This is a genomic window from Pantoea sp. RSPAM1 (assembly GCF_038816185.1).
GTDB lineage: Bacteria > Pseudomonadota > Gammaproteobacteria > Enterobacterales > Enterobacteriaceae > Pantoea > Pantoea ananatis.
In genome coordinates this window covers 2179792-2195636 of record NZ_CP046137.1, presented here as the reverse complement: position 1 = coordinate 2195636, position 15845 = coordinate 2179792, and the positions used below count along the sequence as shown (strand labels likewise).

The following is a 15845-nucleotide window of genomic DNA, read 5'->3' as shown; positions in this document are numbered from 1 at the left end:
TAAAAAAAACGGCGCTTATGATAGCCGATCGTTAACGATAAAACGCGTGAATTTTACACGAGAATAATAATCATTCAAAAAAAGATTAGTTAAGTTAATGATTTTTCAGTCACGACTGGCGGCTGCGGTATGCGAGGATAGCGTCCCATGCATTATTTATCAGTAACTTAAATGAAAACCCGATAAAAAGTACACATTGTTAATAAAAATTTGCAGCAAAGTTAACAAAATCCAGCTTAAATAGTTGCCAGTTAACTGGCAATGTCATTAAGTTTGGGAAATGGAAAAAAATATCCTTTTCAATCAGCGCATTCGCTTGCGTCATTTACATGCCTTTGTTGCCGTTGCGCAGCAGGGAACGCTGGGGCGTGCAGCCGAGACGTTAAGTCTTAGCCAGCCTGCACTCTCTAAAACCCTTAACGAACTCGAGGAACTGACGGGCGTCAGGCTGTTCGAACGCGGCCGACTGGGCGCACAGCTCACCACCATGGGAGAGCAGTTTTTGACGCATGCGGTAAAGGTGCTGGATGCACTAAACCATGCTGGTCAAAGTTTTAACGAACAGATCAACGAGCGTCCTGCGGTGATTCGTCTTGGCGCGCTTACGACTGCCGCAATGGGCATGTTGCCACAGATTCTCGATCGCTTTCATCAACTGCGTCCTAACACCACCATTCAGGTTGCCACGTTGCACAACAATGTCTTGCTGGCCGGGCTGCGCGCGGGCGAATTTGATATCGGCATTGGTCGTATGGCTGATAAAGAGATGATGACCGGCTTAACCTATGAACTGCTGTTCCTCGAATCATTAAAACTGGTCGTAAGGCCGGAACACCCCCTGTTAAGTGACAATGTCACCTTATCCCGTGCTATGCAGTGGCCGGTGGTGATTTCCCCTGAAGGAACGGCGCCGCGCCGCCTGGCCCAGCAGATGCTGGACGAGCAAGGCTGCTGTTTACCGCCACATTGCGTTGAAACCTCTTCCACCTCGCTGGCCCGGCAACTGGCGCTGCGCTATGACTACATCTGGTTTGTGCCTTCAGGCGCCATCAAAGAAGATCTCAGTCACAACGCCGTGTTCTCGCTACCCATTACCTCTCCAGGCCCCGGCGAGCCGGTTGGTATTATCACCCGGACCGGCGATACCTTAAGCCTGAGCGCTGAGGTTCTGATGAGTACTATTCGTAAATTTCACAGTTAGCGACTGCGTTTTGCATGTCGCTCCCAGTTGTCCTGACGCGCTTTCTCGGTCTTACGTAATCCGACGTAAAGCGCGCCCGCCCCGCCGTGCTGCTTTTGCGCAACACAGAAGGTCTGCACCTCATCCAGCTCCCGCAGCCAGCGATCCAGATAACTTCGTACAATGTTGGCGTGGGATTCACTGTCGCGCCCTTTGCCGTGAATGATAAGCAGGTTGCGAAACCCGGCTTGCCGCACCTCACGAATGAAAGTAAACAGGTTCTGGCGACAGACCTCTACAGGCTGACGCAGTAAGTTAAGGCTGGCGTCCAGCGTATATTGCCCCTTGCGTAGCTTGTCTAACACGCCCTGCTGAATGCCCTCTGCTTTGTATTCCAGAGGCTGATCCAGCGGGATAATATCCAGGTAACCGCGCGTCAGGATGTTTTCATCTTCCTGTTCTGGCGGCAGTTGACGTGCTTTTTTACTGGCGGAGAGAGGATTCCACCGCGTGTTGTCCGCATCTCTGAGTGGCGTAACGTCATTCATCGCGTCACGGAACAGATTGTCATCGTCAAGGTTCATCGCTCGCCCCTGTAAAATGATATGACGCAAAATAGTGCTTAACCCGAATAGTAGCAAAATCGCAAAAGTCTGCGCTAACCCGGTTTTTAACCCTTTTCCCCGGCCTTATGACAAAGAAAAATCCTGTATGAAATCATAAAACCGTAAACATATATTGACGGCTGTTACACTTTGACATCAAGAAAGCCAGTAATAACAGCCTTCCGCGAAGTGTAACAGACCACACTTTTTGTATGCCTAAAAACTGCTCGGATGAGTTCCTTTGTGAGCGAAAAATGGTAAAATTGACCGCAGTCAATTATCGTCGAGCAAACCACTATGTTCCCTGAAAAACGTATACAGTCAGGCGGTTGTGCGATTCACTGCCAGGATTGCAGCATTAGCCAGCTATGCATCCCTTTCACACTAAATGAACATGAGCTTGATCAGCTAGATAACATTATTGAGCGAAAGAAACCCATTCAGAAAGGTCACACGCTGTTTAAAGCCGGTGACGACCTCCGCTCCCTTTATGCCATACGTTCCGGCACGATCAAAAGCTATACCATCACTGAACAAGGCGATGAACAAATTACCGGTTTCCATCTGGCAGGTGATCTGGTCGGTTTTGACGCTATCATGAATGCCAGCCATCCAAGCTTTGCCCAGGCGCTGGAAACGGCGATGGTCTGTGAAATCCCCTTTGATACGCTGGATGATTTATCGGGCAAAATGCCGGCTCTGCGTCAGCAGATGATGCGTCTGATGAGCGGCGAAATCAAAGGCGATCAGGACATGATCCTGTTGCTGTCCAAGAAGAACGCTGAAGAGCGACTGGCGGCCTTTATCTGGAACTTATCCCGCCGTTACGGTCAGCGGGGGTTCTCACAGCGTGAGTTCCGTTTAACCATGACGCGTGGCGACATCGGCAACTATCTGGGGTTAACCGTTGAAACCATTAGCCGTTTGCTGGGACGTTTTCAGAAATCAGGCATGCTGGCGGTGAAAGGTAAATACATCACTATTGAGAACCATGCCATGCTGGAAGCTTTGGCGGGCCAGAGCCATCAGGCAGCCTGATGGTTGAGCCGGGTTAATAAATGTTATTTTATTGATCCGGCTACATCTTTTTCACTTTCTTACTGCGTTGAACATAGGCTATCTTTAATCCAGTCGCTTTGGTTTAAGGAGAGTAGCCTATGTCCCAGTATCAAAATATTCTGGTCGCCATCGATCCTCAACAGGATGACCAGCCCGCGCTGCGACGTGCGGTATATCTCAACCAGCTTATCGGCGGCAAAATCAAAGCTTTTCTGCCTATCTACGACTTCTCATATGAGATGACCACCCTGCTCTCACCGGATGAGCGCACCTCAATGCGTCAGGGCGTGATTTCTCAGCGCTCTGAGTGGATACGCGAACAGGCCCAGGCCTATCTGGATGCAGGCGTGGATATCGATATCAAAGTGATCTGGCATAACCGTCCTTACGAAGCCATCATCCAGGAAGTGCTGGCCCATCAGCATGATTTGGTGCTTAAGATGGCGCACCAGCACGATCGGCTGGAAGCGGTGATCTTTACGCCGACGGACTGGCATCTGTTGCGTAAATGTCCTTGTCCGGTGTGGATGGTCAAAGATCAGCCCTGGCCCGAAAATGGCAAAGCCCTGGTGGCGGTTAACCTCGCCAGCGAAGAACCTCACCACGATGCCCTGAACCAGAAACTCATTCGTGAAACCGTTAAACTGGCAGAAAGCGTAAACCATACCGAAGTTCATCTGGTGGGCGCCTATCCCATCACGCCGATCAATATTGCCATTGAACTGCCTGACTTTGATCCCAGTGTTTACAACGACGCGATTCGTGGCCAGCACCTGGTGGCGATGAAAGCGCTACGGCAGAAGTTCTCAATCAGTGAAGAATTCACCCATGTCGAGAAAGGTTTACCGGAAGAAGTGATACCCGAACTTTCAGGGCATCTGGGCGCGGGGATTGTGGTATTAGGCACTATTGGCCGAACCGGACTGTCAGCCGCTTTCCTCGGCAACACAGCGGAACAGGTGATCGATCACCTGCGCTGCGATCTGCTGGCGATAAAACCGGATGACTTTGTTTCGCCGATTACGCTTGAAGAGGATGACGAGCACGACTAATCAGGCGAGGTTCGCAACAAGGGCGACACATTGTGTCGCCCTTGTTTATTACAGCGCTTTAAGAATATTTTCCACGCTGGCTTTGGCATCACCAAACAGCATTTGGGTGTTCTCTTTAAAGAACAGCGGGTTTTGCACACCGGCATAGCCGGTATTCATTGACCGCTTAAACACAATCACGTTTTGCGCCTTCCACACTTCCAGCACCGGCATACCGGCAATCGGGCTGCCGGGATCGTCCTGAGCGGCGGGATTGACCGTATCGTTCGCACCGATCACCAGCACCGTATCCGTGTCGCTGAAGTCATCGTTAATTTCGTCCATCTCCAGTACCACGTCATAAGGCACTTTTGCCTCAGCCAGCAGGACGTTCATATGACCGGGTAAACGCCCAGCGACCGGATGAATACCGAAGCGTACCTTGATGCCACGGGCGCGCAGTTTTTCGGTGATCTCGGCCACCGGATACTGTGCCTGTGCCACCGCCATCCCGTAGCCGGGCGTGATAATGACGCTCGTGGATGACTTCAGCATTTCTGCGGTGTCTTCCGCACTGATCTCGCGGTGTTCGCCAGCCTCGTCGCTGTCCGATACCGCGCTGCTGTCGCTGCCAAATCCGCCGGCAATAACGCTGATAAACGAACGGTTCATCGCCTTACACATAATATAGGAGAGGATGGCGCCCGACGATCCCACCAGCGCGCCGGTGACGATAAGCAGATCGTTGCTGAGCATGAAGCCTGCCGCCGCCGCCGCCCAGCCTGAATAGGAGTTCAGCATAGAAACGACGACCGGCATGTCTGCCCCGCCGATGGAAGCAACCAGATGCCAGCCGAAAGCCAGTGCAATGACCATCATGACAAACAGGGCAAATCCCTGCGCGCCGCTACTGTCTGTGTTGACGAACCACAGCAACAGCAGGAATGACACGATCAGCGCCAGCAGATTCAGCTTATGCCGGTGAGGCAACATCAGCGGTCGGGACGACAGTTTTCCGCACAGCTTACCGAACGCAACCAGCGATCCCGTAAAGGTGACCGCACCGATAAAGATACCGATAAACACTTCGCTGAGATGGATATTTTCCATGACTGCGGGCAGTCCGGGGGCATGATCGATATAGCTGTTGATCCCCACCAACACCGCAGCCAGCCCGACAAAGCTGTGCAGAATGGCAACCAGCTCGGGCATTTCTGTCATTTCAACCCGTCTGGCTAACCGGATGCCGATGGCCCCGCCGATAACCATGGCCAGCAAAATCCAGACGACATTGCTGCTATCGGGACCAAAAATGGAGGCGATGAGCGCAATTGCCATGCCGCAGATGCCAAAGAGATTCCCCTGCCTTGAGCTTTCATGTTTGGAAAGCCCGGCAAGGCTCATAATAAAAAGTATTGCGGCAACAATGTATGCTGCTGTCACTAATCCGCCAGACATGTGTTACCCCTTACGAAACATTTTCAGCATGCGCTGCGTGACGGTGAAGCCACCGAAAATATTGATGCTGGCGATCAATACGGCAATAAAAGACAGGAAGCTGACCCAACCGCCCTGTCCCATTTGCAGCACAGCGCCTACCACGATAATGCCGGAAATGGCATTGGTGACAGACATCAGCGGTGTATGCAACGCATGGCTTACGTTCCACACCACGTAGTAACCCACTACGCAGGCCAGCGCGAAGACGGTGAAATGTGACAGGAACTCACGGGGTGCGACGTTCGCCAGGCAGGCAAAAAGTACGATGGCCAGCGCCAGCAGCAGATAGCTGCGTCGTGGCGATCCCGTCGCAACCTCACTCTTTTTCTGCACCGGCGCAGACGGGGTTGTGGCTTTAGGTGCAGCCGAGACCTGAATCGGTGGCGCAGGCCAGGTCACCTCGCCATCGCGCACGACGGTGACGCCACGGATGACGACATCGGCGAAATCGATAGCAATTTCACCGTTTTTCTCTTTGCACAGCAATTTCATCAGATTAACGAGATTCGTGCCGTAAAGTTGTGAAGACTGGGTGGGTAAACGGCTCGGTAAATCGGTGTAGCCAATGATTTTCACGCCGTTGGCGGTGACGGTAACCTGATCGGCAACCGTCAGCGCACAGTTGCCGCCGGTTTGCGCCGCGAGGTCCACAATAACGCTGCCCGGCTTCATGCTGGCCACCATCTCTTCGGTGATGAGCGTTGGCGCGGGTTTTCCCGGAATCAGCGCCGTGGTGACGATGATATCGACCTCTTGTGCCTGCTGAGCAAACAGCGCCATTTCAGCCTGAATAAAGGCATCGGACATCACTTTGGCGTACCCATCGCCGCTGCCTGCGTCCTCTGCAAAATCGAGTTCAAGGAATTCCGCGCCCATACTCTGGACCTGCTCTTTGACCTCAGGACGCGTATCAAACGCGCGCACAATGGCGCCGAGGCTGCCGGCTGCACCTATCGCCGCAAGGCCAGCCACGCCGGCGCCAATGACCATGACTTTTGCCGGTGGCACTTTACCCGCCGCGGTGATTTGCCCGGTAAAGAAGCGGCCAAACTCATGTGCGGCCTCGACGATCGCACGATAACCGGCAATGTTCGCCATGGAACTGAGCGCGTCGAGCGACTGGGCGCGGGAAATACGGGGAACGGCGTCCATGGCCATCACCGTGACGTGTCGCGCGGCGAGCTTTACAAGCAGTTCGGGATGCTGAGCGGGCCAGATAAAGCTCACCAGCGTGCTGCCCTCGCGGATCAGACCTGTCTCGTCATCATCGGGTGCGTTCACCTTCAGCACGATATCGGCCTGCCAGACCTGCTGGCTGTCAGTCAGCGAGGCACCTGCTGCAAGATAGCTGTCATCATCAAAGCTGGCGCGCTTACCTGCATCATGCTCTACTGCCACGCTGAAACCCAGCTTGATTAGCTGTTCAACGGTCTTGGGCGTGGCAGCCACGCGTGACTCGTTAGCCAATCGCTCTTTGGGTATTCCAATTAACATAGTTTTCCCTTTCATCGATTAAAGGAGGATGATCCTTGCGGTACACATTGCCGTGCCGATACCACCATCAGGCAATGTGATAAAAAGCAATAACCTAATCGTTTCTAAAGCTACTGAAATTGTTACGGACGATCTACTGCACAGGCGCGGTTATGTCACATTCGCCGTAATATCCAGTCGGAGTGACTCATTTCCGCACAACCTCACTGTTAAGGGACATTAGCAGCAAACAATCTGCTGACTGTTGCGCGCTTCACCCTAATATTCCTTTTAAAAAAAGCTAAAATTAACAATGTATTAACCATTTTCGTACTGTTATCACAGCGCATTTCATCTTATTGTCTTAAGCGTAAGGCAAAATCGCGCGGCGCGCGGTCAGGATTGAATAACCTGGCTCACAACAAGAGATATATCGCAAAAAATGGCTGCGACAGCGTGTTTATAACATGTAATAATCAGCGGCTAATCTGTTATACATCAAGAGTCCAGCACGTTTTCGTACTCATTTTGCGTAAGGCGAAGGATCATTTTTATGAAGCTGAAGAACACTATTCTGGCATCTACCCTGTTATCGCTGCTGGCGGCAAATGCATTTGCGGCCAAAGAGCTGACGCCAGAACAAGCGGCCGCGTTGAAGCCATTCGAACGTATTAATATCACCGGTCGTTTCAATGCAATTGGCGATGCGGCCGATGCCGTTTCAAAACGTGCTGATGAACTGAATGCAGATTCTTATTACATTCAAGGCATTAACGACAGCAACGGTAACAGCGGCAACTGGCGCGTGACCGCAGATTTGTACAAGGCCAACGCGCCTAAAGCCAGTCAGGAAACGGAATACCGGATGTTCAATGGCCTGAAAGAGCTGCCGAAGGCAGAGGCTTATCGCCTCGAACCCTTCGATACCGTGACCGTCAACGGCTTTTTCCCGAGCCAGCCTGATGTCAATGACGCGATCTCCAAAGCCGCAAAAGAAAAAGGCGCAGCCTCCTTCTTTATCGTGCGTCAGGTTGATGCCAATACCGGCGGTAACCAGTTCATTACCGCGTATATCTATAAGGCCGATGCGAAACAGCGTGTGGTGCAGAGTCCTGACACCATCCCGGCCGACTCTCAGGCGGGCAAAGCCGCGCTGGCGGCAGGCGGTGCAGCCGCTAAGAAAGTGGAAATCCCCGGCGTCGCCTCTTCAGAAACCCCTAGCAATACGGTAGGCCGCTTCTTTGAAACGCAGAGCTCAACCGGTAAACGCTACACGGTGACCTTGCCGGACGGCAAAGAGATCCAGGAAGTGAATGCGGTCACGGCAGCACAGATGCAGCCGTTTGATACCGTCACCTTTAGCGGACACTTTGGTACGCCAACCGAGGTTTCACAGGAAACCGCAAAACGCGCTGCCGAGAAAGGGGCTAAATTCTACCATGTGACGCGTCAGTGGCAGAACCAGAGCGGTGGTAACCTGACCGTGACAGCCGATCTGTTCAAATAAAATACCGCAGGGCGGCCACCGCCGCCCTGTTGTCTGTTTGCATAATTCCTGCTCGATTTTGCATAGCCACGCATTGCCATCCTTCACCGCACTCCGTAAAATCCTCCGCCTGTTTTTCAGAGTATGTAACGCGCTATACGTAACACAATGGCGATATAACGTTGTGTTTATGCTGGTCATCCAGCCACTTATGCTAGCAGGAAGAACGTTTTGGAGAAAAAATTAGGCCTCAGTGCCCTGACAGCGCTGGTTCTCAGCTCTATGCTGGGCGCAGGTGTTTTCAGCTTGCCGCAAAATATGGCGGCGGTCGCCGGTCCGGCGGCGCTGTTGATCGGCTGGCTGATCACGGGCGCGGGGATTATCTTCCTCTCGCTGGCGATGCTGTTACTGACGCGGCTGAAACCTGAACTGGACGGCGGCATTTTTACCTATGCCCGCGCCGGATTCGGCGAACTGACCGGATTTTGTTCCGCGTGGGGTTACTGGCTGTGTGCGGTTATTGCTAACGTCTCCTACCTGGTTATCGTTTTTTCTGCGCTGAGCTTCTTTACGGATACGCCTGATCGGATCATTTTTGGCAACGGTAACACCTGGCAGGCGATGCTGGGCGCATCGTTGCTGCTGTGGCTGGTTCACTGGCTGGTGCTGCGCGGGGTGCAAACCGCCGCCAGCATCAACCTGCTGGCAACCCTTGGCAAACTGGTTCCACTGTTACTGTTTGTAGTACTGGCCGTACTGGCCTTCAATTATGACCGGTTTCACTTCGATTTTTCCGGACTCAGTTTGGGCGTCCCCTTGTGGGAACAGGTTAAGCAGACCATGCTGATCACGCTGTGGGTGTTTATCGGCGTGGAAGGCGCGGTGGTTGTATCCTCTCGTGCAAAGCATAAAAAGGATGTCGGACGCGCGACGCTGTTGGCGGTGCTGGCTGCCCTGCTGGTCTATTTGCTGGTGACGCTGCTGTCACTGGGCATCGTTCCCCGTGCGGAGCTGGCGGAAATGCGGAATCCTTCCATGGCAGGCCTGATGACGCGCCTGACGGGGAGCTGGGGTAACGCCATTATTGTGGTGGGCCTGATTATTTCCGTGTGCGGGGCTTACCTGAGCTGGACGATCATGGCGGCTGAAGTGCCCTTTATTGCCGCACAGCAGGGGGCGTTTCCACGCAGTATTGCCCGGCAAAACGCCCGCAATGCGCCTGCCGCCTCGTTATGGCTGACAAACGGCAGTATTCAGGTTTGCCTGATCCTCATTGCCCTGACCGGCGCGGATTACAACACGCTGCTCACCATTGCCTCTGAAATGATTCTGGTGCCCTATCTGTTGGTCGGACTTTATCTGATCAAAGTGGTGAAAGGACAGCAAAAACCCTGGGCGCTTGCCGTCGGTGTGGGCGCCAGCCTGTATGGCATCTGGCTGTTGTATGCGTCAGGCCCGCTGCATCTGTTTACGTCAGTGGTGCTCTATACGCCGGGTATTTTACTGTTTATTTTTGCGCGTCGTCGCGGGCATGAGGTGGCATTGAAGCCGGTCGAACGGGTTGCCATGATGCTGATCGTGGCGGCAACCCTACCTGCGATGTGGAAACTGCTGGCCTAGTGCGCCTGATCCAGTACGACACACAGCAGGTCATCCTGCTGTGTCAGTGCAACAGGCTTAGCGTATTCTTCATGAATCGCCTCAAGCTGCTTGTCTGACAGCGGGTACGGAAGCTGAATATCGAAGCGGGGAATGTGTTGCTGCTCGGCAAGCGTGATCAAACGGGCTATGTTGATTTCATCGCTGACCTGCGTTGAAATGATTTGTAATGCTAATTCTTTAAGCTGTTCTTCACTCGCCTGTAAGCTGTGCGCAGATTTGCGTGTCACCATGCCAAAAATAGGCAGTACGCCGTAGATTGCATCCACAAAGCTCCATCGTTTTTTACAGGATGCCGACAGAAAATCACTGTAATTAAAGCAGATGCGATCGCGGTATACCGCGGATGCCAGCTCTTTATCAAACACTTTGGCTCCTCAAGGTGATCACAATGAATCCGGAACACACGTTAAACGCAGGGTTAATGACTGTCTATTTTGCGGAATATATCCCAGTTACTCAAGGATATTTCGTGTGATTGCATAGAGCTCTGCGTCAGGAAAAGTTATGCTTTATCCCTCCTTTTTACGTTAGAAAGCATCATGCACAAAATCGTTTACGTTGAAGATGAACCGGAAGTGGGCTCGCTGATTGCCGCTTACCTTGGACGACATGATATTGAAGTGATTGTGGAGACGCGCGGCGATCGGGCGGAAGCCACTATTGTTGAGCAGCAGCCCGACCTGGTCATGCTGGATATCATGTTGCCAGGCAAAGACGGTATGTCAATCTGTCGTGACTTACGCGCGAACTGGCAGGGACCGATTGTCCTGCTCACGTCTCTCGACAGCGATATGAACCATATTCTGGCGCTGGAGATGGGCGCCCAGGATTATATCCTGAAAACGGCGCCCCCTGCGGTGTTGCTGGCCCGACTGCGCCTGCATCTGCGCCAGTCCCAGCAGGGGCAAAGCGAAGAAGCCCCGGCGCCAGCGAAAAACACGCGCATGTTGCGCTTCGGCTCACTGACGATTGATGCGCTCAATCGTCAGGTTGTGCTGTTTGACGAGAACATTGCCCTGTCTACGGCAGATTTCGATTTGCTCTGGGTGCTGGCAAGCCATGCCGGGCAAATTCTGAACCGTGACGCGCTGTTAAAAACGCTGCGCGGCGTCAGCTACGACGGGATGGATCGCAGCATTGACGTGGCGATTTCGCGCCTGCGCAAAAAGCTGCACGACAGCGCCACCGAGCCATTTCGTATTAAAACCATCCGTAATAAAGGCTATCTGTTTGCGCCACAGGCCTGGGACACGCGTTCGGTATGAAAAAACTTTTTATTCAGTTCTACCTGCTGCTGTTTGTCTGTTTCCTGGTGATGTCGCTAATGGTCGGGCTGGTTTACAAATTTACCGCCGAGCGTGCCGGTCGCCAGTCAATGAATGACCTGATGGCCAGTTCGCTCTATCTGATCCGCAGCGAACTGCGTGAGATCCCGCCACGGGACTGGAATAAGACGATTAAGAGTCTCGATCTCGGGTTGTCGTTTGAGCTGCACATTGAGCCAATGAGTAAGTTTGAACTGGATGAAAATGAACTGCGCCGGCTGCGCGCAGGCGAAATTGTGGCGCTGGATGATAAATACACTTTCCTGCAGCACATTCCCCGCAGCCACTACGTTCTGACCGTTGGGCCAATCCCTTACCTGTTTTATCTGCATCAGATGCGCCTGCTGGATATGGCCCTGGTGGTGTTTATCGGGATGTCGCTGGGGTTGCCGGTGTTTATTTGGCTACGTCCGCACTGGAAAGAGATGCTGCGGCTGGAGCACGCGGCTCAGCGTTTTGGTCAGGGACAGCTTGATGTCCGTACGCACTTCGACAGCACCTCTAGCCTGTTCCGGGTCGGCGTGGCTTTTAACCAAATGGCGGAAAACATTAATACGCTGGTCGCCAGTAAAAAACAGCTGATTGACGGCATCGCCCACGAACTGCGAACGCCGCTGGTACGTTTGCGCTATCGTCTGGAGATGAGCGACAACCTGACCGAAGCGGAGTCAGCGGCATTGAACCGCGATGTCAGCCAGTTAGAAAGCCTGATTGAAGAGTTGCTGACCTATGCCCGTCTCGACCGGCCCCGCGTCGATCTGAATTTGCAGTCGCTGGATCTGGCGAACTGGTTACGTGAGCGCATGGAAGATTTCCGGGCGATAAACCCGGAGACACAGATCGATCTCGATTTACCCCAGCGTGAAAACTACGGGATTTCAGATACCCGACTGATGGAGCGCGTACTGGATAACCTGGTCAATAACGCGCTGCGTTATGCTGGTCAGCGCCTGCGGGTCAGCCTGTGGTTTGATGGCGCGCTGGGAAACCTACAGGTCGAAGATGACGGCCCGGGCATTCCCCTTGATGAACGTGAACGCGTATTTGAGCCTTTTGTACGACTCGACCCAAGCCGTGACCGCGCCACCGGGGGCTGTGGACTTGGCCTTGCCATCGTTCACTCTATTGCCCATGCATTAAATGGCCGGGTTTCTATTGAAACCAGCCCGCTTGGCGGGGCTAGCGTTCGCTTTTGCTGGCCGCTGGATCTTCCCTTTCGGGAACTGCCACGACGTTAACTCATTCAGGAGCATTATGTGACTTCAGCTTATCAACAACTTTGTGCCACTTTTCAGCGTCTGTCGCGTTTTAGCCACGTCAGCGCCATCGCCGGATGGGACATGCAGACAACGATGCCACCAGGCGGCAGTGCTGCGCGGGGTGAAGCGCTGGCGGAGATGAGTGTTTTGCAGCACCAGATCCTGACAGACAAGCGTCTGGGTGACTGGCTTGAGCAGGCAGAACAGCAATCTCTCAATGATGTAGAGCGCGCCAACCTGCTCGAGATGCGTCGCGCCTGGACCCAGGCGACCTTACTGCCTGCCGAACTGGTCGAAGCAAAATCCATTGCGGGTTCGCGCTGTGAACATGCCTGGCGCAGCCAGCGTCCCGCCAATGACTGGCAGGGCTTTGCCACAAACTTGAAAGAGGTGGTGCGCTTAAGTCGTGAGGAAGCGCAACTGCGCGCGCAAGCCAATGGCGGTTCCCGTTACGATGCCCTGCTCGATGTTTTTGAGCCGGGGATGACCAGCGCCCGACTGGATGAGACGTTTGGACAGTTAAAAACCTGGCTACCGGCGCTGTTGCAACAGGTGGTAGAAAAACAGGCGCAAGAACCCAAGTTAACCCCTCAGGGGCCCTTCCCCATTGAGGCACAGCGTGAGCTGGGGCTGAGCATTATGGCCGAGCTGGGCTTTGATTTTAACCATGGTCGGCTGGATATCAGTGCGCATCCTTTCTGCGGCGGCGTCCCCGACGATGTGCGCATCACCACCCGTTACAATCAGGATGAATTTCTGAGTGCCATGATGGGCGTGATCCATGAAACCGGCCATGCCCGTTACGAGCAAAACCTGCCCAAACAGTGGCGGGGCCAGCCGGTAGCACTGGCGCGCTCCACCGCCATTCATGAATCACAAAGTCTGTTTATGGAAATGCAGTTGGGCCGCAGCGCGCAGTTCCTGCAACGCATCCTGCCGCAGGTGATCGCTAAGATGGGGGCGCAACCGGCACTGCAGGCTGATAACTTTGTGCGTTTAGCTCAGAGGGTAAAACCCGGATTAATTCGCGTGGATGCCGACGAGCTGAGCTATCCGGCCCACGTGATTCTGCGTTATGAAATTGAACGTGCGCTCATCGAAAGTGAGATTGAGGTCGAGGATATCCCCGCACTCTGGGATGAGAAGATGCAGCAGTCTCTGGGCATCGATACGCGTGGGAATTACCGCAACGGCTGCATGCAGGATATTCACTGGACGGATGGCGCGTTCGGCTATTTCCCGACCTATACGTTGGGCGCGATGTACGCGGCTCAGTTGTTCCAGGCGTTGCAAAAAGCGATTCCACAGTCGGCAGAGCTGATTTTGCATGGCGAACTGCAGCCCATTTTTGACTGGCTACACCAGAATATCTGGCAACACGGCAGCCGTTTCTCTACCGATCAGCTGATGCTTAATGCCACGGGAGAGGCGCTAAACCCGCACTATTTCCGCAAACATCTTGAGCAGCGTTACCTGAACAGTTAAGGTAGCAGGCGGCCTGAAGGCCGCCTTTCACTTCCCCCCCGCCCACTTTGTACAATCGGTTACACGGCGATACCAATGACCCACGGACGCGCCTGTTATTTTCTCATATAGTCATTTCACCGGCCCCGCAGTGGGCTACACATGAAAAAATAGTCCGAGGGTTTTGCAATGAAAAAATTATTTGCACTGGTAATCGCCGCTGCCATGGGTCTGTCTTCAGTTGCTTTCGCTGCCGAAACAACTGCTGCTCCAGCCGCTGCTGCTACCACTACTACTACCGCTGCACCTGCTAAGACCGAACACAAAGCTGCCGCTCACAAGAAGCACCATAAAGCTGCACAGAAAGCTCAGGCTGCTAAGAAAAAAGCAGTGAAGAAAGACACCGCGCAGAAAGCTCAGGCGGCTAAAAAGAAAGTCGCTAAGAAAGATACCGCTCAGAAAGCGCAGGCCGCTAAAAAGCATCACAAAGCTAAACCAGCCCAGAAAGCTCAGGCTGCTAAGAAACACCACAAAGCTAAACCAGCCCAGAAAGCTCAGGCTGCTAAAAAACACCACAAAGCTAAAGCAGCCCAGAAAGCCCAGGCCGCTAAAAAACACCACAAAGCTAAACCAGCTCAGAAAGCCCAGGCTGCTAAAAAGCACCACAAAAAAGCCGCTAAAAAATAAGGTCACCCTTTAGGGTTCCGAGTAAGCGTTAATAATTAAAACACCCGGTTCTGCCGGGTGTTTCTTTACTGGAGTGGCTAATATGGTCCGTCGCTATCGCTTCGAAATTATTCTGATTGTGATGATCTTATGTGGCGTTATCGCGGCCAGTTTTTTTATTTAGTCGCTGTCGCGTACTGATTAACTGAAAAGACTCCCTTTTTTACCGCTCACTGACTATAGTTATGTCACTTCAGTAATAACAAAAACGTTTTCTTTTTCTCGCTATTGAGAGTGCTATGCGCCTGGCTACCCTGTTAATCGTTGGACTTTTCAGTTTCACCGCCGTTGTTCATGCCGATGATAATGATGATTCACCGACGCCTGCCGAAATAAAAATGCTGTTTTTTGGTAAGGATCATCGTCAGGCGATTACCGACGTCAGCGACGCGCCCTGGGATGCGATAGGTCAACTGGAAACCGAAAGTGGTAACCTGTGCACCGCAACGCTTATTTCACCACACCTGGCACTGACAGCAGGCCACTGTTTACTGACGCCACCGGGCAAGTTCGATAAGCCGGTCGCGCTGCGCTTTATGTCGACCAAAAAAGGCTGGCGCTACGAGATCCACGACATTGATGCCCGCGTTGAACCTTCTCTGGTCCACAGGCTGAAAGCCGATGGCGAAGGATGGATCGTCCCCAGCAGCGCAGCACCGTTCGACTATGGTCTGGTTATTTTACGCAATCCCCCTTCTGCCATTACGCCGATTCCGCTGTTTGATGGCTCACGCAGTGATTTAACGGACGCGCTTAAAGAAGCCGGACGTAAAGTGACTCAGGCTGGCTACCCTGCCGATCATCTCGACAGCTTGTATTCACACAGCGACTGCCTGATTACCGGCTGGGCGCAGCGTGCCGTGTTATCACACCAGTGTGATACGCTGCCGGGTGACAGTGGTTCGCCTCTACTGTTAAAAGGCAATAAAGGCTGGCAGCTGATTGCCGTGCAGAGTTCGGCACCTGCCGCAAAAGATCGCTATCTTGCCGATAACCGGGCGATTGCCGTGACCTCCTTCAAAGACCGGCTTGAAGCACTGGCCCAGTAGGTTACACGATCGGGACGCATAAAAAA

The 15845-nt window shown here is 53.1% G+C and carries 14 protein-coding genes; 10 read left to right on the top strand and 4 right to left on the bottom strand.

Features of this window, described 5'->3' with window-relative positions; all coding sequences use genetic code 11:
• Positions 1–280 precede the first annotated feature (280 nt).
• The gene (locus GKC68_RS10810; RefSeq protein WP_013025867.1) at positions 281–1201 is read left to right on the top strand and encodes a LysR substrate-binding domain-containing protein; all 921 of its coding nucleotides are present in this window, start codon (positions 281–283) and stop codon (positions 1199–1201) included.
• On the opposite strand, the gene smrA is transcribed toward GKC68_RS10810, so the two are convergent.
• A complete protein-coding gene (smrA, locus tag GKC68_RS10805) occupies positions 1198–1764 on the bottom strand; it encodes a DNA endonuclease SmrA (protein WP_028724243.1) in 567 nt (188 codons plus the stop codon). The genes GKC68_RS10810 and smrA overlap by 4 nt on opposite strands.
• A 318-nt stretch (positions 1765–2082) precedes the next feature.
• Here smrA and GKC68_RS10800 point away from each other — a divergent pair, with 318 nt between their 5' ends.
• Together GKC68_RS10800 and uspE are read left to right on the top strand one after the other, a co-directional pair.
• Positions 2083–2823 (top strand): FNR family transcription factor, encoded by a 741-nt coding sequence (locus GKC68_RS10800; protein WP_028724242.1) that lies wholly within the window; start codon positions 2083–2085, stop codon positions 2821–2823.
• A gap of 119 nt (positions 2824–2942) precedes the next feature.
• Entirely contained in the window at positions 2943–3896 is a 954-nt protein-coding gene (gene uspE, locus GKC68_RS10795) for a universal stress protein UspE (protein ID WP_047715233.1), read from the top strand.
• Between the two features lie 48 nt (positions 3897–3944).
• Here uspE and pntB read toward each other — a convergent pair whose 3' ends face one another.
• Entirely contained in the window at positions 3945–5333 is a 1389-nt protein-coding gene (pntB, locus tag GKC68_RS10790; protein WP_028724240.1) for a Re/Si-specific NAD(P)(+) transhydrogenase subunit beta, read from the bottom strand.
• A 3-nt stretch (positions 5334–5336) separates the two neighbouring features.
• Positions 5337–6869: a Re/Si-specific NAD(P)(+) transhydrogenase subunit alpha gene (pntA, locus tag GKC68_RS10785; protein WP_047715235.1), complete on the bottom strand. Its 1533-nt coding sequence runs from the start codon at positions 6867–6869 to the stop codon at positions 5337–5339.
• Positions 6870–7401: 532 nt separating this feature from the next.
• Here pntA and ydgH point away from each other — a divergent pair.
• Together ydgH and GKC68_RS10775 are read left to right on the top strand one after the other, a co-directional pair.
• Positions 7402–8355 carry a DUF1471 family protein YdgH gene (gene ydgH / locus GKC68_RS10780; RefSeq protein ID WP_013025873.1) on the top strand — a complete coding sequence of 318 codons (954 nt, stop codon included), beginning with the start codon at positions 7402–7404 and terminating at the stop codon, positions 8353–8355.
• 210 nt (positions 8356–8565) lie between these two features.
• The gene (locus GKC68_RS10775; RefSeq protein WP_028724238.1) at positions 8566–9954 is read left to right on the top strand and encodes a basic amino acid/polyamine antiporter; all 1389 of its coding nucleotides are present in this window, start codon (positions 8566–8568) and stop codon (positions 9952–9954) included.
• Here GKC68_RS10775 and GKC68_RS10770 read toward each other — a convergent pair.
• Positions 9951–10361, bottom strand: a complete 411-nt coding sequence (locus GKC68_RS10770) for a hypothetical protein (RefSeq protein WP_028724237.1) — start codon at positions 10359–10361, stop codon at positions 9951–9953. The two genes, GKC68_RS10775 and GKC68_RS10770, sit on opposite strands and share 4 nt — an antisense overlap.
• Positions 10362–10535: 174 nt before the next feature.
• On the opposite strand from GKC68_RS10770, the gene rstA reads away from it, so the two are divergent.
• The 5 genes from rstA (at position 10536) to GKC68_RS10745 (ending at position 15819) form a co-directional block, all read left to right on the top strand.
• Positions 10536–11261, top strand: a complete 726-nt coding sequence (gene rstA / locus GKC68_RS10765; protein ID WP_028724236.1) for a two-component system response regulator RstA — start codon at positions 10536–10538, stop codon at positions 11259–11261.
• Complete coding sequence (gene rstB / locus GKC68_RS10760; protein ID WP_058705706.1) at positions 11258–12559, top strand: two-component system sensor histidine kinase RstB; 1302 nt, start codon at positions 11258–11260, stop codon at positions 12557–12559. The genes rstA and rstB overlap by 4 nt, the downstream gene beginning before the upstream one ends.
• 18 nt (positions 12560–12577) lie before the next feature.
• A complete protein-coding gene (locus GKC68_RS10755; RefSeq protein WP_342656842.1) occupies positions 12578–14065 on the top strand; it encodes a carboxypeptidase M32 in 1488 nt (495 codons plus the stop codon).
• Positions 14066–14233: 168 nt separating this feature from the next.
• The gene (gene asr / locus GKC68_RS10750; RefSeq protein ID WP_013025879.1) at positions 14234–14731 is read left to right on the top strand and encodes an acid resistance repetitive basic protein Asr; all 498 of its coding nucleotides are present in this window, start codon (positions 14234–14236) and stop codon (positions 14729–14731) included.
• 278 nt (positions 14732–15009) lie between these two features.
• Positions 15010–15819 (top strand): serine protease, encoded by an 810-nt coding sequence (locus tag GKC68_RS10745; RefSeq protein ID WP_342656841.1) that lies wholly within the window; start codon positions 15010–15012, stop codon positions 15817–15819.
• Positions 15820–15845 lie beyond the last annotated feature (26 nt).

Excerpts from the sequence above, each read along its gene's own strand:
- rstA (WP_028724236.1), top strand. The coding sequence starts at position 10,536 with ATGCACAAAATCGTTTACGTTGAAGATGAACCGGAAGTGGGCTCGCTG.
- GKC68_RS10745 (WP_342656841.1), top strand. The coding sequence starts at position 15,010 with ATGCGCCTGGCTACCCTGTTAATCGTTGGACTTTTCAGTTTCACCGCC.
- smrA (WP_028724243.1), bottom strand. The coding sequence starts at position 1,764 with ATGAACCTTGACGATGACAATCTGTTCCGTGACGCGATGAATGACGTT.
- ydgH (WP_013025873.1), top strand. The coding sequence starts at position 7,402 with ATGAAGCTGAAGAACACTATTCTGGCATCTACCCTGTTATCGCTGCTG.
- pntB (WP_028724240.1), bottom strand. The coding sequence starts at position 5,333 with ATGTCTGGCGGATTAGTGACAGCAGCATACATTGTTGCCGCAATACTT.
- asr (WP_013025879.1), top strand. The coding sequence starts at position 14,234 with ATGAAAAAATTATTTGCACTGGTAATCGCCGCTGCCATGGGTCTGTCT.
- pntA (WP_047715235.1), bottom strand. The coding sequence starts at position 6,869 with ATGTTAATTGGAATACCCAAAGAGCGATTGGCTAACGAGTCACGCGTG.
- GKC68_RS10800 (WP_028724242.1), top strand. The coding sequence starts at position 2,083 with ATGTTCCCTGAAAAACGTATACAGTCAGGCGGTTGTGCGATTCACTGC.
- GKC68_RS10810 (WP_013025867.1), top strand. The coding sequence starts at position 281 with ATGGAAAAAAATATCCTTTTCAATCAGCGCATTCGCTTGCGTCATTTA.
- rstB (WP_058705706.1), top strand. The coding sequence starts at position 11,258 with ATGAAAAAACTTTTTATTCAGTTCTACCTGCTGCTGTTTGTCTGTTTC.
- uspE (WP_047715233.1), top strand. The coding sequence starts at position 2,943 with ATGTCCCAGTATCAAAATATTCTGGTCGCCATCGATCCTCAACAGGAT.